This is a genomic window from Xanthomonas sp. NCPPB 4467, assembly GCF_041475665.2.
GTDB lineage: Bacteria > Pseudomonadota > Gammaproteobacteria > Xanthomonadales > Xanthomonadaceae > Xanthomonas > Xanthomonas dyei.
On record NZ_CM191260.1, the window covers coordinates 915657 to 939818 of the forward strand.

Sequence of the window (24162 nt, forward strand, 5' to 3'; positions counted from 1 at the left end):
CTGAAATAATGGCGGTGAGCGCCATCGGCTGCGCAACTAAAAATTTCGTGATTTATGTTGCATCTTTTTTTGCCTAAAAATTTGAATAATTGAATAAATAAAAACGTATCAATGGCGAATTAAAATCAGTGCGAGTTGTCACGATTGCCGTTTGAATGGCGTAGTGATACGGATCTGCCGCTATGCGTGGTGCAAACGCATTCGCCCGGCTCGGTCAGGAGGTTGCCTGGACCGAATCATTCACGCTCAATGGAGCGTTTTTGTAGTTCAGGAGAAAATGAAGGCGACTTTTAGGGTATGGAGGCCGAGCGCCTGTATGTGGAACGGCTGGTCAAAACGCCACGTGCCTTGCAGTCTCTGTCCACTCTCAGACATCGCATGCGCAAAGTTGCACACACATCCTAATAATTGTGTCGATGTCGATGTCGATGTCGATGTCGAGCGTGCATTGCTGTACGCGCATCGCTGAAGGCCATTGTGAATATTTTCATGGCGTTTCGACTCGACCACAGTGGAATCAGGAGTTGCACGGAAATATCCTGTGTATACGGGTGCCGATATCAGCAGAAACCGATGGCACTCTTGCAAGTGCTTTTATTCAAAAGGCGGTCTTTGCTCTTGTCCATCGTCCTGATCTGTTCAGATTCTGTTGGTGCCGTATGGATGTGCTCGATGAGTTATTGATAATTCTTCTGTCACCTAACTGTCAACAGAAAAATAGTCAAATCGCGCGAGAATCTCTCTATTGCGACTAGGGTCTAGATTTTTTTTGGATTGACAACCCAATTGAAATTGGTGGTCATTGTTATTTGCCAGTCGATGACATCATTCCGGGCGCGCTGGTGAGGTTTCGCATAAGCGACCCGAGCGGATCGGGATCATGTCGATCCAAGCCAGCCCCAGGATGTCTTCAAGAGCGCAGCAACGCGGCGCTAACCCAAGCATGCGTATCGAAATGGCGCAATCAGTGCGCAGGACGCAGATGTCGAGCGATACGTCCGATCGCAGCGAGTGATCACTCGGGCCAACACCTGCATTTGCCTGCAGGATGCAGCGATTAGCCACAGGCAGTGCAGCGCTCAGCCCGTATCCAAGCCATGCTTGCGCAGCTTGCGATACAGCGTATTGCGGCTGATGCCCAGTGCGTCGGCGGTACGGCTGACATTCCAGCGATGGCGTTCGAGTTGTTGTTGCAATACCAGGCGTTCGGCCTGATCCAGCGCCACCCGGCCAGGCATGTCGTCGGCGGCCACGGCACGGCCATCGACCAGGCACGGCGCGCTGCCGGCATCGACGATTTCCTGCGGCAGGTTGGGCAGGCGGATCACGCCGTCGCTGCACAGCACTGCCGCGGTACGCAGCACATTGCGCAGTTGGCGCAGGTTGCCTGGCCAGGCGTAGCTGAGCAGTTTGTGCATTGCCTCTTCGCTGATGCGTACGCTGTGCTCTGCGTTTTCTTCGCGCATCAGGGTGCGGATCAACTCGGCTTTGTCGCTGCGCTCGCGCAGTGGGGGCAGATGCAACACCACACCGTTTAGCCGGTAATACAAGTCCTCGCGAAACTCGCCTGCGGCTACGCGTTGCGCCAGGTCGCGATGGCTTGCGCTGATGACGTGCAGCTCCAGCGGCACCGCACGTTCGCTCCCCAGCGGGGTGACGCATTGTTCTTCCAGCACGCGCAGCAGGCGGCTTTGCAGTGGCAACGGCATGTCGCCGATTTCATCCAGAAACAGCGTACCGCCGCTGGCTTGCAGCAATTTGCCATGCCGCCCTTCGCGTGCGGCATCGGTGAAGGCACCGCGCGCATAACCGAACAACTCGCTTTCGATCAGCGCCTCGGGAATGGCGGCGCAATTGATCGCGACAAACGCACCGCTGGCCCAGGGCGAGCCACGGTGCACCGCCTTGGCGAATTCCTCCTTGCCGGTGCCGGTGTCGCCACGCAGCAGGATCGAGACGCGGTGCGCGGCCAGTTTCAGCGCATTGGCCAGGTTGTGGCGCATGCGCGGGTCCGAGCCGACGTGCTCGCCTGGCTGCAGGTCCGAATCCGGTGCGGCCTGCGCCGGCCCGCCCACCGCCGGTAGCGCCGGGCGGGCGCGTGGCGGGCGCACCAGCGCATAGAAGCGCCGCCCGTGGCAGGCGCAGCGGATCGACCACAGGGTGCCGGCGTCGCTGCCTGCACGGTGTTCGATGGTGTCGAAGTCCAGCTGCATCACCTGCGAGATGTCGCGGCCTACGAGCTGGCTGCGATCGATCTTGCCCAACTGCTCCAGCACCGCTTCGTTGACCGCCAGCACGCGGCCATCGGCACCGATGGCGATCAATGCCTCGTGCAACAACCCGGCAAATTCCGGTCGGCTGTGAAAGCGCAGGATGAAGGCATGACCGAACTGATTGAGGAAATGCGAGCGCGAAATCTGTGCGGCCGACATGCTCACCAGGGCCACGGTATGGCGCTGGATCTGTTTGCTGTCCTGTGCGTTGGGTGTGGACGCATCCAGCACCGCCAGTAGCCCGCCGTGCGGGTCCAGGATCGGCGCACCGCTGCACGACAGCGGCAGGTGTCGGGTCAGATAGTGTTCGCCGCGATGCACGCTGACCGCCGTGCGCTCGGCCGCGCAGGTGCCCAGGCCGTTGGTGCCCTGATGGCATTCGGCCCAGCTGGCGCCACAGAACAGCCCCGCCTGGCGGAACTCGCGCAGCAGGGTGGAGTCGTGCACGCTGTGCAGCACGGTGGCATCGGCGTCGCCAAAGATCACCGCGTAGCCGCTGCCGGCGATCTGCTCGTACAGGTTTTCCATTTCCACCTTGGCGATGCGCAGCACCTCGCCAAGGCGCTGCTGGCGCTCACGCACGTGCAGGGCGTCGTGCACTAGCGGTTCGGGCGTCGCCTCGGGCAGCAGCGCGTAGTCCTCAAGACAACGCCGCCACGACCGCGCCAGCGGCGCCGCCAATGGCGCAATGTCGCGCAGCCGTCTGATCTGCCGGAGTACATCCGGTTCGATCTCCGGCAAGGCGATGGAGGGAGCGGCGACAACGCTTGGCTCGGACATGGGCCAGCGTTCCTCAGTGGGCGCGAGACGTCAGTAGAGGCACAAACCGGCCGTATGCTCAAACTGCATTGCAGCAAACTGCGTCGCGCGTCGCGTCATGCGGGGTCTTTAATGGCCGGCGGCCAGAGCGTGTCCGGGACGGTAGCGGTTGCTGCGCGCGCAGTTTCCAGCGCGGCTGACATGCCCTTCTCTTGGCTGTGTGAGAAGGCGAGCTCGGCGGTTGGCGTGAGCGCCGGTGGAGCAAAAAGCAGGCGCGGGCGGCGCGTGGGCTGATGCGGAGGGGCATTTCGACGCGCTTGTGCGGTGCCGCTACGCGCGTCCCCTCATCCGTCAATGCGGGGCACCTTCTGCCGACGGGAGAAGGAACAGGGTGCATCGCTCGCGAGAGCCCGCGTCACCAGCGCGGGCCAGGCAAGGCGCACGGGTGGCGTTGCGCGTACGGTGCGCAGCTGCGCTGCCGCTCAGCACAGCCTCAGAGCGCGTAGCCGAACTGTTGCTTGAACTGATCGTTGAATTCGGCGAAATCGAAGCGCTGATTCTGGGTGCCGGGGTGTTCCACCTTCAGCGCGCCCATCAGATTGCCCATGCGCCCGATCGTCAGCCAGTCGTAGTTGTGCTGGATGCCGTAGATCAGGCCGGCGCGGAACGCATCGCCGCAGCCGGTGGGGTCGACCACGCGGCGTTCGTGCGCCGGCGGGATGTCGTAGGTCTTTTCGGGCGTGTGTACCAGCGCGCCCTTCGGGCCCTGCGTGGTGATGTAGGCCTGCACGCGCGAGACGATGTCCTTCTCGTTCCAGCCGGTGCGTTCCTGCAACAGGTTGGACTCGTAGTCGTTGACCACCACGTAATCGGCCTGCTCGATGAATTCACGCAGCTCGGGGCCGTTGAACAACGGCATCGCCTGGCCAGCATCGAAGATGAAAGGAATGCCGCCGGCAGCGAACTCTTCCGCGTTCTGGATCATGCCTTCGCGGCCGTCCGGGCCGACCAGGCCCAGCGTCACGCCCGGCACGTCGCGCACGTGATTCTCGTAGCTGCGCATCATCGCCCCCGGATGGAAGGCGGTGATCTGGTTGTTGTCGTGGTCGGTGGTGATGAACGCCTGCGGGGTAAACAGGTCGTCGATGATCTTCACGCGCGACAGGTCGATGCCCAGCGTTTCGAAATGTTCGCGGTACGGGCCGAAATCCTGGCCCACCGTGCCCATCGGAATCGGCGCACCGCCGAGCAGATGCAGGTTGTAGGCGATGTTGCCGGCGCAGCCGCCGAACTCGCGGCGCATGCGCGGCACCAGGAACGACACATTCAGGATGTGCACCTTGTCCGGCAGGATGTGATTCTTGAACTGGTCCGGGAACACCATGATGGTGTCGTAGGCGAGGGAACCACAGATCAGTGCGGACATCGAGTCAGGCCTTTGCGTAAGGAAATACCCGCCAGTTGCCGGCATGGCGGCGGGACGGCGCCAACGCCGCGGCGCAAAGGGTAACGGCTGTGATCGATCAGGGCCACAACCGCGTGCCATGCCCGGCGTGACCGTCACATGAAAATCCGGCCGGGAGAACCGATTTTTCCTTGCTCGCACCGGGGGGGATTGCTAGGCTAGTGGACTTCGTTTTCTGCCCAAAATTTCGCCACTCTGGCGGTGGGCACGCGACTTACCCAGGAACAACTCCCTCGATGTTCAAGAAACTGCGCGGCATGTTCTCCAACGACCTGTCCATCGATCTGGGCACGGCCAATACGCTGATCTACGTGCGCGGACAGGGCATCGTGCTGAACGAGCCATCGGTGGTTGCGGTGCGTCAGGACCGTGCAATCGGCGGGACGCGCTCGGTGGCTGCCGTCGGCGCGGAGGCCAAGCAGATGCTTGGTCGTACCCCCGGACACATCACCACGATCCGCCCGATGAAAGACGGCGTCATCGCCGATTTCACCTACACCGAAGCAATGCTGAAGCACTTCATCAAGAAGGTGCACAAGTCGCGCTTCCTGCGCCCCAGCCCACGCGTGCTGGTGTGCGTGCCGGCCGGTTCCACCCAGGTGGAGCGCCGCGCGATCAAGGAATCTGCGGAAGAGGCCGGTGCGCGCGACGTGTACCTGATCGAAGAACCCATGGCCGCTGCCATCGGTGCCGGCATGCCGGTGACCGAAGCGCGTGGCTCGATGGTCATCGACATCGGCGGCGGCACCACCGAAGTGGCGGTGATCTCGCTCAACGGCATCGTCTACTCGCAGTCGGTGCGCGTGGGCGGCGACCGCTTCGATGAGTCGATCACCAACTACGTGCGTCGCAACCACGGCATGTTGATCGGCGAAGCTACGGCCGAGCGCATCAAGTTGCAGATCGGCTGCGCTTACCCGCAGGACGAGGTGCAGGAGATGGAAATCTCCGGCCGCAACCTCGCCGAAGGCGTGCCGAAGATGATCAAGATCAACTCCAACGAAGTGCTCGAAGCGCTGCACGAGCCGCTGTCGGGCATCGTGTCGGCGGTGAAGCTGGCGCTGGAGCAGACCCCGCCGGAACTGTGCGCCGACGTCGCCGAGCGCGGCATCGTGCTCACCGGTGGCGGCGCGCTGCTGCGCGACCTGGACCGTCTGATCTCCGAAGAAACCGGCCTGCACGTGCAGGTGGCCGACGATCCGCTCACCTGTGTGGCCCGCGGCGGCGGCCGCGCGCTGGAGCTGGTGGACATGCACGGCAACGAGTTCTTCGCGCCGGAGTGATGCGTTCGGGAATCGGGAATCGGGATTTGGGAATCGCAAAAGCATTCCCTGCCGATGCTCCTGCGCGGTTGCGACGCGGTCCCGCTAAAGTGAGTTTTCGCCTCAGCCGTCTCGCGGGCAGCCAAGTGCTCTCCGATTCCCCATTCCCGATTCCCCATTCCCGGCCCTGAAAGTGCCCTCCTACGCCGGTCCTCCCGTCGCCTCCCGTCCGGGCGAAGTCACCTCCACGCTGCGGCTGCTGGTCTATCTGGTGCTGGCGATCACGTTGATTGCGCTCGATAGCCGCGGCAGCTGGCTGAGCCAGGTGCGAATGCAGGCCAATCTGCTGATCCAGCCGATCTGGGCAGTGGCCGGGTTGCCAGGGCGCATCGGGTCGCAGGTGCGCGACAACGCCGCCACGCACGCGCAACTGGTGGAAGAAACCCGCGACCTGCGCAATCAGCTGCTGGTCGCCAACGCCCGCCTGACCCGGCTGCAGACCGCTGCGCTGGATAACGCCCAGTTGCGCGAGCTGCTCAACGTGGCCGAGCGCCGTGGCCTGGACGTGCAGCTGGCGCCGATCCTGGATATCGACCTGGACCCGACCCGCCAGCGCTTGCTGCTGGACGCCGGCAGCCGCGATGGCGTGCTGATGGGCCAGGCCGTGATCGATGCCGGCGGCCTGATGGGCCAGGTGATCGAAGTGACCCCGCTGCATTCGACCGTCTTGCTGCTGACCGACCCAGACCACGCGGTGCCGGTCAGCGTGGCGCGCAACGGCGTGCGCCTGATCGTCTACGGCCGCGGCGACCGCCTCGAATTGCGCGACATCCCGCTGAGCGCCGGCGTGCAGGTGGGCGATGAAATCGTCACCTCCGGCCTGGGCGGCCGTTTCCCTGCCGGCTTCCCGGTGGGCAAGGTCTCCGAGCTGCATCCCGACGATACCCACGCCTTCCTGGTCGGCGAGCTGACCCCGGCCGCCAAACTCGACCGCGGCCGCGACGTGCTGTTGTTGCGCGCCGGCAAGCCGCTGCGGGTGGTGCCGGGACCGGAGTCGGGACCCGAGTCGGGACCGGGGACCGGGGACCGGGGACCCGGGAATAGCAACGGCAACAGCAGCGGCAGCGGCAACGGCAGCGAGGACGGTAATGGAGCGGCGGCGGGTAGCAGTCCCGAGCCCCACGCTTCTTCCCGGGTCCCCGGTCCCCGGTCCCCGGTCCCGGCTCCCCAGAATGCCGCGCCAGCCGCGACGTCCAGCGCTTCTTCCCGGGTCCCCGGTCCCCGGTCCCCGGTCCCGGCTCCCCAGAATGCCGCGCCAGCCGCGACGTCCAGCGCTTCTTCCCGGGTCCCCGGTCCCCAGTCCCCGGTCCCGGCTCCACCGGAGACGGACCAATGACCCGCATGCGCAACACCTGGATCCTGCCGGTGAGCCTGCTCATCGCGCTGGTGCTGGGTCTGCTGCCGTTGCCGGAGGTGGTGCAGCCGCTGCGCCCGTACTGGGTGGCGCTGGTGCTGGCCTACTGGGTGATCGAGGAGCCGGATCGGGTGGGCTTGGGTGTGGCCTTCGTGGCCGGCGTGCTGGCCGATCTGCTGTACGGCGGGCTGCTGGGCGAGCAGGCGCTGCGGCTGGTGATCATGACCTTCATCCTGCAGCGCTTCCGCGCGCGGATGCGGTTTTTCCCGGTGTCGCAGCAGGCGCTGGCGATCGGCGGGCTGCTGCTGAACGACCGCATCGTGTCTTCGGCGGTGCATCTGGCGGTCGGCGAGCCGACCCTGCCGTGGAGTTACTGGTGGGCGCCGCTGCTGGGCATGGCGCTGTGGCCGCCGCTGTTCGTGTTGCTGGATGCGGTGCGCCTGGGCAAGCGGAGCAAGAAGTAGTCCATGCACGGTCGGCGCCAACCCAAGAATCCGCATGCCGAGGCCGAGCAGTTCCGCCGCCGGGCGGTGCTGGGGTTTGTGATGGTGGTGATCTGCCTGGTCGGCCTGGGCGGCTGGTATTTCAAGCTGCAGGTGCTCGACCACGAGGTCTACGCCACGCGCTCGGAAGCCAATCGCATCAAGCCCAAACCGGTGGTACCCGGGCGCGGCATGATCTACGACCGCACCGGCCGGTTGCTGGCCGAAAACGTGCCGGCGTTCCGGCTGGACGTGACCCCGGACAAGGTCGCCGACATGGACGCCATGCTGGCCGCGCTGGGCAAGGTGATCCCGATCGCGCCGGAGGATCTGGAACGCTTCAACCGTGAGCGCCGCGCGCGCCGCAGCTTCCTGCCGGTCACCCTCAAGCTGCGCATGAGCGACGAAGAGATGGCGCGCTTTGCGGTGGAGCGCTGGCGCTTCCCTGGCGTGGAGCTGGAGCCGTATCTGACCCGGCGCTACCCCTACGGGCCGCTGTTCGCGCACATCATCGGCTACGTCGGCCGCATCGACGAAAAAGACCTCGCGGTGCTGGGCGAGGGCAACGCCGCGCTCACCCATATGGGTAAGTCCGGCCTGGAGCGCTATTACGAACAGGACCTGCGCGGGCAGGTGGGCTACGAGCAGGTCGAGACCAACGTGCAGGGGCGGGCGATCCGTACCGTCGGCCGCGTCGCGCCGCAGTCGGGTGCGGATCTGCGGCTGTCGGTGGATGCCGATCTGCAGCGCGCAATGGTGGCGGCGTTCGGCGAACACGAAGGTGCGGCCATTGCGATGGATCCGCGCACCGGCGAGATCCTGGGCATGGTCAGCCTGCCCAGCTACGACCCCAATCTGTTCGTCAATGGCATCTCGCATACCGACTTCAAGATGCTCAACGACAATCCGTCGCGGCCGCAGTTCAACCGGCTGGTGCTCGGTGGCGTGGCGCCGGGCTCCACGCTCAAGCCGCTGATCGCCTTGGCCGGCCTGGATAGCGGCCTGCGCCGGCCGGAAGACCGGGTGTTGTCCACCGGCATGTTCTATCTGCCCGGCGTCAGCCGCGGCTGGGGCGACTCGCACCGTGGCGGCCACGGCTGGACCGATCTGCGCAAATCCATCGCCCAGTCGGTCAATACCTACTACTACCGCCTGGCGGTGGACATGGGCATCGAGCGCTTCGACCACTACATGGGCGGGTACGGCTTCGGCGCGCCCACCGGGCTGGATCTGCTGGGCGAAATCGGCGGCATCCTGCCGTCGCCGGCCTACAAGTACAAGACCCGCAAGGAGCGCTGGTACCCCGGCGACACCGTCAACATCGCCATCGGCCAGGGCGACTGGAAAGTGACGCCGTTGCAATTGGTGCGCGGCATCTCGGCGATCGCCAGCGGCCTGCTGCTGCGCCCGCATCTGGTGCTGGAAGAACGCACCGGCTTCGATCACCCCTGGCAGCCGATGATCCAGCCGCCGGGCAAGCCGATCAGCCCGAATCCGGCGCATCTGCAAGTGGTGCGCGAGGGCATGATGGACACCATGCGCCCCGGCGGTACCGGCTACGCCATCACGCCCGGCGCGCCGTATCAGATGGCCGGCAAGACCGGCACCGCGCAGGTGGTCAGCCGCAAGGGCGTGGCCGCCGTGGACCCGCGCAGTCTGCCGATGCACCTGCGCCACCGCGGCCTGTTCGTCGGCTTTGCGCCGGCCGACAACCCGGTCATCGCGGTGGCGGTGGCGGTGGAGGGCGGTGGCTTCGGTACCAGCTCGGCAGCGCCGATCGCACGCAAGATCTTCGACGCCTGGCTGCTGGGCAAGATGCCTGCGGGCATCCTGCCGCTGGACAGCGAACTCGGCATGACCGCCGTGGGCATCAACCAGTTCGAAGCCGGTGCCACCGATGCACGTGCGGCCGGTGATGCGGCCGCCGCCACGCTGGAAGAATTGCCGGTGGTGATCGGCCAGACCGCCGTTGCGCTGGATCCCAGCACGCCCGCGCAGCCGGTGGTACCGGATGTGCCGGATGCGGTGCAGGAGACCGATCATTGAGTGACATCCTGCGCTGGTTGGCGGACATGGCCGCGCGTTTTACGCGCAGCCTGGACTGGGTGCTGTGCCTGGCGCTGGGCGGCTTGATGGTGATCGGCCTGTCGGTGCTCAAGAGTGCCGGCGGCACGGCCAACGGCGATCATCTGGTGATGGCGCAAGGCATCCGCTTCGTCATCGGCGTGGCCGCGATGTGGGGCATCTCGCGCATGTCGGTGCTGCGCCTGCGCGCCTGGACCCCGTGGGTGTATGGCTTGTCGATGCTGCCGTTGCTGGCGGTGTTTGCGCTGGGCACCGGCAAATACGGCCGGCAGTGGCTGGATCTGAAAGTGTTCTATCTGCAGCCGGCCGAGCTGCTCAAGATCAGCCTGCCGATGATGGCGGCCTGGTATCTGCATCGCATGCCGTTACCGCCGCGCATCTCCACCGTGTTGGTCACCTGCATGATCATCGGCGTGCCTACCGCGTTGATCATGTTGCAGCCGGACTTCGGCACCGGCGTGCTGATCGCCGCCAGCGGCGTGTTCGTGCTGCTGCTGGCCGGTCTGCCGTGGTGGTGGGTGGCCGTGGGTCTGGGCGGTGTGGCGGCGGCGGCGCCGATCGCCTGGTTCTGGCTGCTGCGGCCGTACCAGAAGGACCGCATCATGATGTTCCTCAACCCCGAGAACGACGCGCTCGGCGCCGGCTGGAACATCATCCAGTCCAAGATCGCGATCGGCTCCGGCGGGTTGGATGGCAAGGGCTGGGGGTTGGGCTCGCAATCGCATCTGAACTTCATTCCCGAACAGACCACTGACTTTGCGTTTTCGGTGCTCAGCGAAGAATTCGGCTGGATCGGCGTGGCCACCGTGCTCACGCTCTATCTCATCGTCATCGGCCGCTGCCTGTGGATCGCCTCGCAGGCGCGCGACACCTATTCGCGCCTGGTCGCCGGTGCCACCGGTCTGGCGTTCTTCGTCTACGTGCTGGTCAACGGCGGCATGATCTCCGGCCTGCTGCCGGTGGTCGGCGTGCCCATGCCCTTGATGAGTTACGGCGGCACCTCGGCGGTGTCGTTGCTGGCCGGATTGGGCCTGGTGATGGCAGTAAAGACGCACCGACCGGTCCATGGGTATTGAGGCGTGGCGGTGTCGCAGCGGCGCATTGCATCGTCGCACGTGACGCGCCAGCGGCATGCGTGGCAGTGCAACCCTGATGGATGCGACACGCGTGTGTCAGCGCGCTGACAAAGCACAAATAACGCCGCGTTTTGCGCGCTGCATTGCAATGACGGCACAGCGAAGCAGGCCGGCTTCGCGCGCGCGGCATCGGGTTCGCTCGCGTTCTGCATGTGATGGCCGCGCTCCGTAGAGTTCGCCATGCTGCCGCAGTGATAGCGGCCGCGTCGCGTTGCCTCTGCAGGTGCGCGCCATTCCTCTTTCTGGTGCCTCTTTCCATGAAATTTCTAACCGCCGCCATCGGCGGTGTCTGTCTGCTGCTTGCCGCGCAGGCCAGTGCCGTCACTTTCGCCACCGGCGATACCCGCGCTGTCGCGCAACCCGCACCTCCAGCCACGTGTGCGCCGTCCTTGAAAGCTGGGTTGACCCCGACCGGGCGTCAATTCGATGATGCGTTGGAGCGCTCGCCGCCCGACACCAAGACCATCCAGGCCGCGCTCAATGCCTGCAAAAACGGCAGTGTGCTGTTGACCAGCGGCAGCGGTGACGCGTTTCTGACCGGACCGCTGACCATTCCCACGGGTGTCACGCTGGTGGTCGACCAGGGCGTCACCTTGTACGGCTCACGCAATCCGGTCGACTACGGCGGCAGCTGCGGCGTGGCAGGTCCCAAGAGCGGCGGCTGCGCGCCGCTGATCAGCGTCAAGGGCGCCAAGTCGGGCGTCATGGGCATCCGCACCGGCGGGCGTCAGGGCACCATCGATGGCCGCGGCGATCTGACCATGCTGGGCAAGAGCACCACCTGGTGGCAATTGGGCGAAGACGCCAAGGCGGCCGGCCAGGTGCAGAACACCCCGGACCTGATCAAGGTGCAGAACTCAACGGAATTTACGCTGTACGACATCAACCTGATCAACGCGGCGTACTTCCATTTCTTCGCGCATATCGTCGATGGCCTGACCATCTGGGGCGTGCGGGTGAAGTCGCCCGCCACCAGTCCCAATACCGACGGCCTGGATCTGGACAGCGTGGTCAATGCCACCCTCCACGACAACGATGTGATGGGCGGCGACGATTGCGTGGCGATCAAGACCATCGCTTCCAAGTCGGCCAACATCACCGTGCGCAATACGCGCTGCTATGGCACGCATGGCATCTCCATCGGCAGCGAAGTGATGTCCGGCGTCAGCAATGTACTGGTCGACAACAACGCGCTGGTGTCTACCGACGACGCAGGCAATCGCAGTACCGACAACAACGGGTTGCGCATCAAGACCAGCATCGTCAAGGGTGGGGCGGTGAGCCAGGTCACGTATCACACCTGCCTGTACGGCGTGACCAGCCCGCTGGTGATCAACCCGTTCTATGCCGGCGGTAGCAGCGGCACCAAGCCGACCTTCAGCGAAATCGTCGTCGACGGGCTGCGTAGTACGAACGATGCCGGCGGCAAGGGCTGGATCCTGCGTGGCTACGATGCGCAGACCCGTCTTGATCTGGTGCTGGCCAACGTGGTGACCGGCAACACATCGGTCAATGCGAGCAACGCGCAGATCGGTCTGAGCAACAGCGCGCTGACACCGACCGGTACCGGCGTCACTACTGCACAGCTACAACTGGGCGGCGCGATACCGACCTGCTCGGGCGCGCCGCGCTTCCCGGCGCTGTGAGACGACAGGCGCGGCTGACCCTAGCGGCCGCGCCTGGTTTGTTGCCACGGCTGCTCAGTCGATGCGGCCGTTGGCAACTGGCTTCGATATTCCATGAGCTGCCAAGCCGGCTAGCTGGCCTGGCACTTTCCAAGGTGGCGACGGCCGCCTTCGCGGCACTGACGCCGGCGCGGCGATATCGCTCGCGATCAGCTGATCGCAATCACCGTCGAGCATCCAGTGTCTTCGCGCAACGCCGGCATGCCAGTGGCGGTCATCGTGCTACCGCGCCGTGTCGCCGCGAGGCGGCTGCTGCCAGCCGTCGGCCCCAATCCCGATGCCTCAGCCAGCAAACTGCCCCCACCTGCTGCGGCAGACCTTGACTTTGGCTAAAGTCTTTTCGTTTCATGGTCTTATTGCCAGAAGTTCATCTGATGTCTGTTACCCTCGGCCGATGATTCGACGCACCCTGACCTGCCTGCTCACCCTCGGCCTTGTCGCCTGCGCGACCCAGCCCAGCCCTCCGTCCCCGCCGCCGGCCGCCAGCGCGCCTCCGGCCAAGCCGCCAGTGGCTCCCATCGCGCCTGTAAGTGCCGCCGCCGAGGCGCCCGCGTTACCGCCGGTCGACCTGACGCCGGTCCCGTTCGAGATCGCACGCGCCAACTTCGTGCGCGACACCGCCGCCAAATACGGCATCGACGCCGCACAGATCGAAGCGGTGCTGGCGCAGGCGCAATTCAAGGATGCCATCGTCACTGCCATGTCGCGGCCGGCCGAGCGGGTCAAACCGTGGAACGAATACCGGCCGATGTTCATCACCCAGGCGCGCATCGATGGCGGCCGCAGCTTCCTGGCCCAGCATCGCGCCGAGCTGAGCAAGGTCGAAGCCGCTACCGGCGTGCCGGCGCAGGTGATCGTGGCCATCATCGGGGTGGAAACCAGTTACGGCAGCAATGCCGGCAAGTACCGCGTGCTGGATGCGTTGTACACGCTGGCGTTCCGCTACCCGCGCAGCGGCGACCCGGCCAAGCTCGAGCGCGAAGTGCGCCGCGAGCTGTTTTTCCGCGACGAACTCGGCCAATTGTTCGCGCTCGGCAAGGAAGAGCAACTCGATGTCACCAGCCTGATCGGCAGCTACGCCGGCGCGATGGGCATGGGCCAGTTCATGCCTTCCAGCTACCGCCAGTTCGGTGTCGATGGCGATGCGGATGGTAAGCGCAATCTGTTCACCGATTACAACGACGTGTTCGCCTCGATCGCCAATTACTTCGTCAAGAAGGGCGGCTGGGTGCGCGGCGGTCAGGTCGCCGTACCAGCCACGCTGACTGCCGGCCAAGAAGAATTCAATCCCACCGACTGGTCGCCGGTATACACGCTGGCCGATCTGTCCGCGCGCGGGTATCACCCCAGCGCGCCGGTGGTGGCCGGCAGCACCGCCACGCCGATCAGCCTGGACGACGCCAACGGCAAGCAGTACTGGCTGGGCTTCCAGAACTTCTACGCGATCACCCGATACAACATTTCCAAAATGTATGCGATGGCCGTGTTCCAGTTGTCCGAGGCCATCGCCGGTAAGGAGTTACCCCCGGCATGAACAGCATGACAGGCCCCAAGTGGCTGATCCCGATGGCGCTGATGCTCGGCCTGGCGGCCTGTAGCAGCGCTCCGAAGAAAAACGTCGGTGCCAAGGGTGGCGGCGCCATCAAGGGCGTCAAGGTTGACGGCAAGGGACCGGCGTACGTCGCCACCGGATGCCCGTCGACCTCGCCGTATGCGGCCGCCAAGGAAGACCCGTCCACGCGCGGCGACTACACCGCCGGCGGCCTGTACAAACCCGGCGTCAAGGACGCCACGCCCGACCACGTCCCCAATGTGGCCTGCATCCCCGAACCGCTGGTCACCGACGAGCCGCGCTCGGCAGTCGGCAATCGCTCGCCCTATGAAGTGCTGGGCAAGCGCTACGTGGTGATGGACAACCCGGGCGACTATGTCGAACGCGGCACCGCTTCGTATTACGGCAGCAAATTCCACGGCCGCCTGACCTCCAACAAGGAGGTCTACGACATGTACGCCTTCACCGCCGCGCACAAGACGCTGCCGCTGCCCAGTTTCGCGCTGGTGACCAATACCGACACCGGCGATTCGGTGGTGGTGCGCGTCAACGACCGTGGCCCGTTTCACGATGGCCGCGTGATTGATCTGAGCTACGCCGCCGCGGTCAAGCTGGGCATCACCGGCAAAGGCACCGGCAATGTCGAAGTGCGCGGGCTGACCGAAGCCGATAACGGCAACCTGCTGGCCAAGCGCAATCGTGGCCAGGTGCCGGCCACTTCGGCGGTTGCCACCGCGCGGCCGGCGTCGGGTAGCAGCCAGATCGATGGTCTGGTGCAGCGTCTGCCCACGCGCCCGGTTCCGCCGCGCCCGGTGGCGACAGGTGCGGGCACAGCGGTTGCCACGGCTGCAGTAGCAACTGCCGCAGCACCGGTCACTGCGGCCGGCGAGCGTTGGCGCTACCGCGTGGCCGATTCCCGCCAGCCTGGCAATGCCGACAACTTCGATGCCTGGATGAAGACGCAGGGCGTGCGTGTGGCCACCGGCAAGCCCGCCGCTGCCGTGCAGCAGCGACCGGCAAGCGCGACAACAGCCCCGGTGGCCGTTGCCGTGGTCAAGGCACCAGAAAGCGTGGCTGCGCGTCCGCTCACGCCGGACCCGATGCCGGCCAAGGCGCCGAGCGTGGCCGAGGCTGCGCTTGGCGACATCCTGTTGCAGGTCGCCAGCTTTGCCAGCCGCGAAAACGCCAACCGCGCGCTGTCGCAGCTGGCCTCGGCTGGCATCGCCGGTGCCAGCGTCAGCGACATCGTCAGCGGTGGCCGCACCCTGTGGCGCCTGCGCGTCAACGCACGCGACCATGCCAATGCATCGGAGATTGCCCAGCGCATCGCCGGCCTGGGTTTTGGACGTCCGCAGATCGTTGCCAACTGAGCGCAAACCGTCGTGCCGTCATGCGCCGCCATCGAGGTCAGCGACCCGATGCGCGGCGCCGGCGCTACCGACCGCTTTGAAGTGCGGGCCGCAGTCGGCGGCTTGAGGCGTCACACGCCCGATCAGCCGACCGCAACACTGAACTGCGCAGGCGCGTCCGTCCCGGCGCGCGTCGCCTGAATCTTCATCGCGCCTTACAATTTCGTATTACCCAGCCTTCGGGCCCGTCAGGAGTCGTTCTTCAATGAAATTCCGCTTCGCCGCCGCTGCCTTGGCCACGTTCGCCTTCGGCTTGGTCTGCGCCCAGACACCTGCGCCGCAGCCGACTCCCGCTGTGGCTGCCGCGCCGGCTGCACTGCCGGTTCCGCCCGCACCCGCGCCGGCCGTGTCCAAATCCTGGATCCTGATGGATTACGCCACCGGGCAGGTGCTCGCCGGCGAAAACATCCATCAGCAGTTGGCACCGGCCAGCATCACCAAGGTGATGACCTCCTACGTAGTGGCTGCGGAAATCAAGAACGGCAAGGTCAAGCGCGACGACCAGGTCATGATGAGCGAGCGCGCCTGGCGCGAGGGCGGTGCCGGCACCGACGGCAGCTATAGCGGCTTCCCGGTCAACCAGACCGCGCGTCTGGAAGACATGGAAAAGGGCATGGCGATCCAGTCCGGCAACGACGCGGCGATTGCGCTGGCCGAGCATGTGGCCGGTAGCGAAGAAGCCTTCGCCTCGCTGATGAACAGCTATGCCGCCAAGATCGGCATGAAGAATTCGTACTTCGTCAACGCGCATGGGTTGAGTGCCGAAGGCCATCATTCCACCGCCTACGACCTGGCCATGCTGGGCCGTGCGATGGTGCGCGATTACCCGGAAACCTACGCCTACAACAAGATCAAGGAATTCCAGGTCGGCACCATCAAGCAGAGCAACCGTAACCGGCTGCTGTGGCGCGACCCGGCGGTGGACGGCATCAAGACCGGCCACACCTCCGAGGCCGGCTACTGCCTGCTGAGCTCGGCCAAGCGCGGCGACCAGCGCCTGATCGCGGTGGTGATGGGCGACAGCTCCGAAGAACAACGCGCCACCGACAGCCTGGCCCTGCTCAACTGGGGGTTCCGCTTCTTCGAAACCCACAGCCTGTACGCGCCCGGCAAGGTCGTGACCAAGCAGAAGGTCTGGAAGGGTGCGCAGGACGAAGTGCAGCTGGGGGTGGCGCAGCCGCTGCAGGTCAGCCTGCAGCGCGGCCGCTACAACGACCTCAAGCCCAGCATGGACGTGGCCAAGAACCTGGAAGCGCCCATCAAGAAGGGCCAGCAGGTCGGCACCGTGAAGGTCAGCCTCGACGGCAAGATCATCGCCCAGGCCCCACTGGTCGCCATCAACGCAGTGGAGGAGGGCGGTTTCTTCAAGCGCCTCTGGGATGCGTTCTGGATGTGGTGGGAATCGGAATAAGTGCAGCAAAAAGCCGGCGAAAGCCGGCTTTTTGTTTGTGGGATTGGGGATGGGGGATTTGGCATTCGCAACAGCCAGAGCAGGTGCAACGCACCCGCAGCCGCTCTGACGAATCCCAATCCCGACCCAGACGCATCTGCTTAAACGGGAAGCTGGCTATGTGGATGCGGCAGCAATCCGAATGGTGCAACCAAAAGAAGCCGGCTTTTTGGTGGTGGGGATTAGGGATTCGAGGTTGGCAAGAGCAAAAGCAGGTGCAAATCCCCAGCAGCCCGCTCTTGCGAATCCCCAATCCCAACTCCCCAATCCCAGCCCTCAAAGCATCCGACTGATCGTGAAGCTGCCGTACACCGGGGTTTCGCGCTGGGTTTCGAATTCGCGGGTGCGGTGGTAGCGGGCGAGGGCGAACTTCCAGCGGCCGTACATCACCGCCAGGCCATAGCCCACATCGCCCACGAACGGGCGTTTATCCACGCTGTGGCTGCTGCGGAAGGTGTTGCCATCCAGGGTGATGTCGCGGATCACCCAGCGCGCGTCGGTGGTCACGAACAGATGACCCGACCAGCCATTGGCACGTCCCAACCGGCTCGGGGCGGTGTTTTCGCCCGCCGGGCGGGTGGGGGTGCTACCGAAGTCGTCCGGCAGTTTCCAGCCAAAACGCGCTTCGCCACCGGCGTTCAGATGCGTGGCCATGTTGCCCACCGCTCCACCCCAGTGCGAGATGAAATCCCAACCGAATCCATCGGCATTGCCGCTGGCATCGGCCGGCCACCGGCGCATACGTTCGTGCACCAGGTTAATCAGCGGCTCGTTATGCAGCTGGTTGTCCCACCCCTGGAATTTCTCGTCGCCCAGTACGTCGTGAATCGCATCCTGCGCTTCCTGTGCGAACGACCACGGGCCAACCACACCCACCTGCAGCTGGGTGGTCCGCAGGTGCGCTTCGTTACGCGCGTTGTAGCCGAAGCTTGCCAGCAGGATGCCTGCATACGGACGGTCCTTCGGGATCACGTCGCGACGGGTGTAATCGGTGGGCGTAAAGATCGCCTGGCCGATCGAAAACACCATGTTCTGCTGGTCGAACTCGCCTGGATGCAGCCGCTCCAGATAGCTGTTGACCCAGCGTGCGGTGCGCGGCAGGCACGGGTCGTCGGTGTAGTCGACCAGATTGGGCGAAACCAGGGTCAGCACCGCACCGTTGGAATATCCCTGATCCTGGTCCTCCCCACCGAACAAGTCGTTGTCGACCCGGAAGTTGACCGCCGGCGGCGTTTGACCCAGCCGGCTGGAATCGCACTGATCCGCCGCGATGGCCGGCATCGAAAGTCCGGTGAGAGAGAACAGCAAGGCAGCAGACAGCGCGCGCGGTCGGAGCATGGAAGGCCTGGGGGAGTAAGGAGGGACGGGATGGGCAAAGGTGCCTGCGCCTGCGGCTGCGCCGCGTGAACGTGCGCCTAAGCGCAATCTCATTTTCAGTCCAGGCCGGTCTGTGCAGAATCGTCGTTCCCACGTAGGTGTGTTTGGCTAAGTGCCGCAATCAAGGATGCCCCCCGGGCTAGGAGGAACCATGCGCACGGAGGGTGCGAGGCAAGACTTGGGTTTGCGCACCACCGGCCCGATAATGGGGCCATGGATATCAGCACCGACAACCCCGATCACGGCTTCCAGTTTCCCGGTACCTTCGAGCTCAGCGCCATGGGCGCGGCCGAGCGTGGCCTGGAAACCGAATTGCCGCGCCTGCTCGCTGCCATCGGCGTGGAGCTGCTGCAGGAAAGCGTCAGCTGGAAGCATTCGTCCAACGGCAAATATGTCTCGGTCAAGATCGGCTTCCGTGCCGAGAGCCGGGAGCAGTTCGACGCCGCGCATCAGGCGCTGCGCGACCATCCGGAAGTGAAGTGGACGCTGTAGCGGCCGAATCCGCGGTGGTTGCGATTGCGCCCGCGCAGCTGCGCGACCTCGGCCAGCAAGACTATGCACCGGTGTGGCGTGCAATGCAGCGTTTCACCGATGCACGCGACGAGCAGACCGCCGATGAGGTGTGGATGGTCGAGCATGCGCCGGTGTTTACGCTGGGCCAGGCAGGCAAGCCCGAGCACGTACTCGCCCCGGGCGATATCCCGGTGTTGCAGGTGGATCGCGGCGGTCAGGTGACCTACCACGGCCCCGGCCAGCTGGTGGTCTACCCGTTACTGGATCTGCGCCGGCTCAAGATCGGCGTGCGCGATTACGTCTGCAAGATCGAGCAGGCGCTGATCGACACACTGGACGAGTGGAATATCGTGGCCGAACGTCGCGAAGGCGCGCCGGGCGTGTATGTCGGCGACGCCAAGATCGCCGCGCTCGGCATCCGCGTGCGCCGGGGCTGCACCTTCCATGGCTTGTCGTTCAACGTGGCCATGGACCTGGAACCGTTCCACCGCATCAACCCGTGCGGCTACGAGGGCCTGCGGGTGACCTCGGTGCTAGACTTGGGTGGCCCCTCCGGGATGGATGCCGTCAAGGCAGTACTGCTCGATCAGCTGGCCCGCCAGTTCGGCCTGACGCTGCACCCCGCCTCCGCAATGCCCGACCTTTCGCTTCCGGCCTGAGCGCCCGTACCGCCATGACCCAGCCTATCGCCCGTTCCATCCCCTTGCAGGTCGTCTCCGGCGACGCCGCCGCACCTGCGCCGCTGCAGACCGGCGTCAAGCAGATCGGTGGCGACAAGATCAACCGCTCGCCGGTGCAGTTTGTCGATGCGCCGGTGCTGCGCAAACCGTCGTGGATCCGCGTGCGGATTCCGTCCGGCAACGCGGTGCAGAACCTCAAGGCCAAGTTGCGCGAAAACCGCCTGGTCACGGTGTGCGAAGAGGCCAGCTGCCCGAACATCCACGAGTGCTTCAGCCACGGCACCGCCACCTTCATGATCCTGGGTGAGGTGTGCACGCGGCGCTGCTCGTTCTGCGATGTGGCGCATGGACGGCCCAAGCCGCCGGATGCGAACGAGCCGGCCAGCCTGGCCACCACCGTGGCCGACATGGGTCTGAAGTACGTGGTGGTGACCAGCGTGGACCGCGACGACCTGCGCGACGGCGGTGCCCAGCACTTTGTGGACTGCATCGCGGCCATCCGTGCCAGTTCGCCCAAGACCCGTATCGAGATCCTGACCCCGGATTTTCGCGGCAAGGGCCGCATGGACCGTGCGCTGGAGATTCTGGCGCTGAGCCCGCCGGACGTGTTCAACCACAACATCGAAACCGTGCCGGACCTGTACCCGAACGTGCGCCCCGGTGCGGATTACCAGTGGTCGCTGACACTGCTGCAGCGCTTCAAGGCGCAGCATCCGTCCATCGCCACCAAGTCCGGCATCATGCTCGGCCTGGGCGAAACGATGGAGCAGGTGCAGGCCACCTTGCGCGATCTGCGCGCGCACGATGTGGACATGATCACGATCGGCCAGTACCTGCAGCCTACGCCGCACCATCACCCGGTGATGCGTTACTGGACCCCGGAGGAATACAAGGCGCTGGAAGACTACGGCAACGCGCTGGGCTTCAGCCACGTGGCCTCCGGCCCGATGGTGCGCTCGTCGTATCACGCCGATCGCCAGGCCGCTGGCGCGGGCGTCGCTGCCTGAGCCAGGCCCGGCGCTCCACGCGCCCTGCAGCAGCGGCACGCGGTGGCCAACGCCGCGCGCGGCTGCAAAGTCCGCATGACGCCCCATTGCGACGGCGTCGCCAAACCCTCCGTTTCATTGCCGGCCCTGTGCAGTGCACGGGGCCGTGTCGTCTCCGGTTGCCGTGCTGCCGGCGCAAGGTACGGTCGCGTTCACAATCCGATACAGGCCCGGCGCTAGGCTGATTCAGCCAGCGGATGACAACGCCAGCAACTTTGGGCACTGTCATGCTGTCTGATCCGTTCACCGCCTTTCTTTCGTCGGCCTTGTGCCGAGAGCCATTCGATGACCTACAACGTTTCTGCGTCCATGAAGGCCGGCCTGCTGGCGCTGGTGTTGACCACTCCGATGGCCTTGCTCGCACGCGCCGACACAGCGCTGCCGGCGGCCGCCACGCCGGACCAGGCGACGGCGACCAAACTTGTCTACGGCCTGCTGTCCGACAGCCGCTATGCCTACCGTCCGCGGACGCTGGACGAGGCGATGTCCAAGGACGTCTTCAAGCGTTATCTGGAAACGCTGGACGGCGGCAAACAATTCTTCACCCAGGCCGACATCGACGGCTTCGCGCCGCTGCAGTCCGGTGTGGGCGATGCGCTGCGCGGCGGCAACCTGGAGCCCGCGTTCCAGGTGTTTGCGATCTACAAGAAGCGCGTCGATCAGCGCGTCAAATACGCGCGCGACCTGCTCAAACAGGATTTCGATTTCACCGGCAGCGACAAGTTCGAGTACGACCGCAAGGACGTGCCGTGGGCATCGGACGACAAACAGCTGGATGTGTTGTGGCGGCAGTCGGTGATGAACGACTGGTTGCGCCTGAAGCTGGCCGGCAAGAAGCCCGGCGACATTCGCAAGACGCTGGACAAGCGCTACGCCGCGCTCGCCGATTCGGTGAAGCAGCTCAAGGGCGAGGATGTGTTCCAGTTCTTCGTCAACGCGTACACCAACGCCGTCGACCCGCATACCGATTACTTCACCCCGCGCACCGCCGAAACGTTCAACCAGCAGATGTCGCTGTCGCTGGAAGGCATCGGCGCGCAACTGCAGAAGCAGGACGACATGGTGGTGATCCGCGAGGTGATCCCGGGTGGTCCGGCAGCGGTGGATGGCACGCTCAAGCCGGGCGATCGCATCGTCGGCGTGGGGCAGGCCAAGAACGGCGCCATCGAAGATGTGATCGGCTGGCGCATCGACGATGTGGTGGCCAAGATCCGCGGCAGCAAGGACACCCAGGTGCGCTTGGAGTACATCCCGGCCGAGTCGGGCATCGACGGCAAGCACCGCACGGTGACCCTGACCCGTCAGAAGGTGCGTCTGGCCGAACAGGCGGCCAAGGGCGAGACGATCACCCTGCCGGCCAAGGGCAGCGAGCCGGAACGCCGTATCGGCATCATCAAGCTGCCGGGCTTTTACCAGGACTTCGAAGGCCGTCGCCGCAATGCGACCGATTACGCGTCCGCAACGCGCGATGTCGCCAAGCTGCTGGCTGGCTTCAAGACCGACAAGGTCGACGGCGTGGTACTGGATCTGCGCAACAACGGTGGCGGTTCGTTGGACGAAGCGATCGAGCTCACCGGTCTGTTCATCGAGCAGGGTCCGGTGGTGCAGGTGCGCGAATCCGGTGGCCGCGTGACCGTCAACGGCGACAGCAATCCCAAGGTCGCCTGGGATGGTCCGCTGGGCGTGTTGATCAACCGTGGCTCGGCCTCGGCGTCGGAAATCTTTGCCGGTGCGATCCAGGATTACGGCCGCGGCCTGGTGATCGGTGAAACCAGCTTCGGCAAGGGGACCGTGCAGAACATCGTGGATCTGGACCGTTGGCCGGCTGCCGAAGGCCAGCGCTATGGTCAGGTCAAGCTGACGATTGCGCAGTTCTTCCGTGTCAGCGGCTCCAGCACGCAGCACAAGGGCGTGGTGCCGGATATCGCGTTCCCGGCCAGCGTGGATGCCACCGAGTTTGGCGAAAGCACCTACGACAACGCGCTGCCGTGGACGCGTATCGCTGCCGCGCCGCACACCCAGTACGGCAACTTCGCACCGCTGCTGCCCAAGTTGCAGACGCTGCACACTGCGCGCATCGCTGCCGACAAGGAGTTCCAGTGGTGGGAAGAGGACGTCAAGCAGTTCCGCGACGAGAAGGCCAAGAAGTACATCTCGTTGAACGAAGCCGAGCGCGTGGCCGAGCGTCAGAAGCAGGACCAGCAGCGCAAGGACCGCCAGCAGGTGCGCAAGCAGCTGGGCTTGCCGCTGGACCCGCTTGCCGATGACAGCGACGACGGCCTGACCGGCAACGAGCGTGACATCGTCAAGGACACGGCACGCGAGAAGGCGGCGGAAAAGCGTCCCGATCCGCTGCTGCACGAATCGGCCGCGATTCTGGCCGATGCGCTGAGCCTGCTTGCGCAGGATCAGCCGCTGTCGGCGCAGGTGTTGCCGCAGTCCACAGCGCCTGGACGTTGGGCTGACTGATCACAGCAAGACTGCAAAACCAAAAAGCCACCGCATTCGGTGGCTTTTTTTGTGCGAAAGATGCGTCGAGATGCGAATGAGGTGTTTACGTGCCCCGTTGCTTGCGGGCGTGTACGGATGCCGCCTGGCGGTCTCAGCGCGGCCAGTCGAATTCGGCCAGCACCGGGTAATGGTCCGACGGCAGGATGCCGCCAGGGCGCATATCCAGCGTAGAGAAACGCGTGGGTGTCAGACCGCGGAACAGGATCCAGTCGATACGGCGGGTCGGGCGGGTGCTGAAGTCCTGAAAGGTTTTTTCGGGACCTTGCGGCGTCGCCACGTTGGCGCGTGCGTCCTTAAGCGTTGCGGTGAGCGTGCGGTAGGTGCCCTGATCGGGATCGCTGTTGAAATCGCCAGTCAGTACCACCGGAACATCTGCCGGCAAGCTTGCGATACGCGACAGGATCACGCGCGCACCCTGTTCGCGCGCTGCCTCGTCCTGGTCGCGGTGCGGCAGATGGGTGTTCAACAAATAAAAGCGGCGCTTGTCGCTGCGGCGCTCGAACAAGGCCCAGGTGACCATGCGCGGCAGGTCGGTGTTCCAGCTGCTGCTGCCGGGCACGTCGGGGGTGTCGGACAGCCAGAAATCGCCCGATTCCACGACCGACAGCGCGTGGCTATCGTAGAACACGCCCATATGCTCATCGCTGCCATCGGCGCGGCGGCCCTTGCCGAACCAGCGGTAAGCAGGCAACTGCGACGCCAGATACTGCGCCTGCTCCTGCACCAACTCCTGGGTGCCGAAGACATCGGGATGGGTGTGCTTGATGAGCTCGACCATGGCCGTGCGTCGCACCGACCAACGTTTGTCGCCGTCGGTGTCCACCGGCACGCGCACGTTGAACGACATCACCCGCAATGGCGCAGGTGCAGGTGCAGGTGCAGGTGCAGGTGCAGGTGCAGCCCCCCATGCAGGCAGCGTCATGCACAGCACGGCGATGACAGCGAGCAATGGCCGAGAGACAGCGCGAAGGGACTGCTGTGGCATGCGATGGATTCCGGAATGGCCAGCCGCCAAGTCTAGTCCGCGTGCATGACATATTGTGTCGGCGCGCGATTGAACAAA

General features: G+C 64.8%; 17 protein-coding genes. 13 read left to right on the plus strand and 4 right to left on the minus strand.

The annotated features are described in order from the left end of the window. Positions 1–1079: 1079 nt before the first annotated feature. Together ACCQ06_RS03940 and ACCQ06_RS03945 are read right to left on the minus strand one after the other, a co-directional pair. Positions 1080–3053, minus strand: a complete 1974-nt coding sequence (locus ACCQ06_RS03940; protein ID WP_228324060.1) for a sigma-54-dependent Fis family transcriptional regulator — start codon at positions 3051–3053, stop codon at positions 1080–1082. 472 nt (positions 3054–3525) lie between these two features. Continuing rightward, on the minus strand, positions 3526–4458 hold the full coding sequence (locus ACCQ06_RS03945; RefSeq protein ID WP_316690242.1) for a carbohydrate kinase family protein: 933 nt from the start codon (positions 4456–4458) through the stop codon (positions 3526–3528). Between the two features lie 275 nt (positions 4459–4733). Between ACCQ06_RS03945 and ACCQ06_RS03950 the strand changes: the two genes are divergently transcribed. From ACCQ06_RS03950 to ACCQ06_RS03990, 9 genes are all read left to right on the plus strand, one after another. After that, positions 4734–5780 (plus strand): rod shape-determining protein, encoded by a 1047-nt coding sequence (locus ACCQ06_RS03950; protein WP_003482734.1) that lies wholly within the window; start codon positions 4734–4736, stop codon positions 5778–5780. Positions 5781–5952: 172 nt separating this feature from the next. Further along, entirely contained in the window at positions 5953–7155 is a 1203-nt protein-coding gene (gene mreC, locus ACCQ06_RS03955; protein WP_316690247.1) for a rod shape-determining protein MreC, read from the plus strand. Then, positions 7152–7637: a rod shape-determining protein MreD gene (mreD, locus tag ACCQ06_RS03960; protein WP_104615955.1), complete on the plus strand. Its 486-nt coding sequence runs from the start codon at positions 7152–7154 to the stop codon at positions 7635–7637. Before mreC ends, mreD begins: the two co-directional genes overlap by 4 nt. A gap of 3 nt (positions 7638–7640) precedes the next feature. After that, positions 7641–9701: a penicillin-binding protein 2 gene (gene mrdA, locus ACCQ06_RS03965; RefSeq protein WP_104615956.1), complete on the plus strand. Its 2061-nt coding sequence runs from the start codon at positions 7641–7643 to the stop codon at positions 9699–9701. Then, positions 9698–10816, plus strand: coding sequence for a rod shape-determining protein RodA (rodA, locus tag ACCQ06_RS03970; protein WP_104615957.1), 1119 nt, complete (start codon positions 9698–9700; stop codon positions 10814–10816). Before mrdA ends, rodA begins: the two co-directional genes overlap by 4 nt. A 317-nt stretch (positions 10817–11133) precedes the next feature. Then, a complete protein-coding gene (locus ACCQ06_RS03975; RefSeq protein WP_316690248.1) occupies positions 11134–12522 on the plus strand; it encodes a glycoside hydrolase family 28 protein in 1389 nt (462 codons plus the stop codon). Positions 12523–12955: 433 nt separating this feature from the next. Further along, on the plus strand, positions 12956–14095 hold the full coding sequence (mltB, locus tag ACCQ06_RS03980) for a lytic murein transglycosylase B (RefSeq protein WP_316690249.1): 1140 nt from the start codon (positions 12956–12958) through the stop codon (positions 14093–14095). Beyond that, a complete protein-coding gene (locus tag ACCQ06_RS03985) occupies positions 14092–15483 on the plus strand; it encodes a septal ring lytic transglycosylase RlpA family protein (RefSeq protein ID WP_316690250.1) in 1392 nt (463 codons plus the stop codon). The genes mltB and ACCQ06_RS03985 overlap by 4 nt, the downstream gene beginning before the upstream one ends. 244 nt (positions 15484–15727) lie before the next feature. Continuing rightward, entirely contained in the window at positions 15728–16933 is a 1206-nt protein-coding gene (locus tag ACCQ06_RS03990; RefSeq protein ID WP_228324066.1) for a D-alanyl-D-alanine carboxypeptidase family protein, read from the plus strand. Positions 16934–17248: 315 nt separating this feature from the next. On the opposite strand, the gene ACCQ06_RS03995 is transcribed toward ACCQ06_RS03990, so the two are convergent. Further along, the gene (locus tag ACCQ06_RS03995) at positions 17249–18310 is read right to left on the minus strand and encodes a lipid A deacylase LpxR family protein (RefSeq protein ID WP_316690251.1); all 1062 of its coding nucleotides are present in this window, start codon (positions 18308–18310) and stop codon (positions 17249–17251) included. Between the two features lie 252 nt (positions 18311–18562). Between ACCQ06_RS03995 and ACCQ06_RS04000 the strand changes: the two genes are divergently transcribed. The 4 genes from ACCQ06_RS04000 (at position 18563) to ACCQ06_RS04015 (ending at position 23057) form a co-directional block, all read left to right on the plus strand. Continuing rightward, positions 18563–18841, plus strand: a complete 279-nt coding sequence (locus tag ACCQ06_RS04000) for a YbeD family protein (protein WP_316690252.1) — start codon at positions 18563–18565, stop codon at positions 18839–18841. After that, positions 18829–19521, plus strand: coding sequence for a lipoyl(octanoyl) transferase LipB (gene lipB, locus ACCQ06_RS04005; protein ID WP_316690253.1), 693 nt, complete (start codon positions 18829–18831; stop codon positions 19519–19521). The genes ACCQ06_RS04000 and lipB overlap by 13 nt, the downstream gene beginning before the upstream one ends. 14 nt (positions 19522–19535) lie before the next feature. Beyond that, a complete protein-coding gene (lipA, locus tag ACCQ06_RS04010; RefSeq protein ID WP_228324069.1) occupies positions 19536–20549 on the plus strand; it encodes a lipoyl synthase in 1014 nt (337 codons plus the stop codon). Positions 20550–20897: 348 nt separating this feature from the next. After that, positions 20898–23057: a carboxy terminal-processing peptidase gene (locus ACCQ06_RS04015; RefSeq protein ID WP_316692496.1), complete on the plus strand. Its 2160-nt coding sequence runs from the start codon at positions 20898–20900 to the stop codon at positions 23055–23057. Positions 23058–23190: 133 nt separating this feature from the next. On the opposite strand, the gene ACCQ06_RS04020 is transcribed toward ACCQ06_RS04015, so the two are convergent. Continuing rightward, positions 23191–24084 (minus strand): endonuclease/exonuclease/phosphatase family protein, encoded by an 894-nt coding sequence (locus ACCQ06_RS04020; protein ID WP_316690254.1) that lies wholly within the window; start codon positions 24082–24084, stop codon positions 23191–23193. Between the last annotated feature and the right edge of the window lie 78 nt (positions 24085–24162).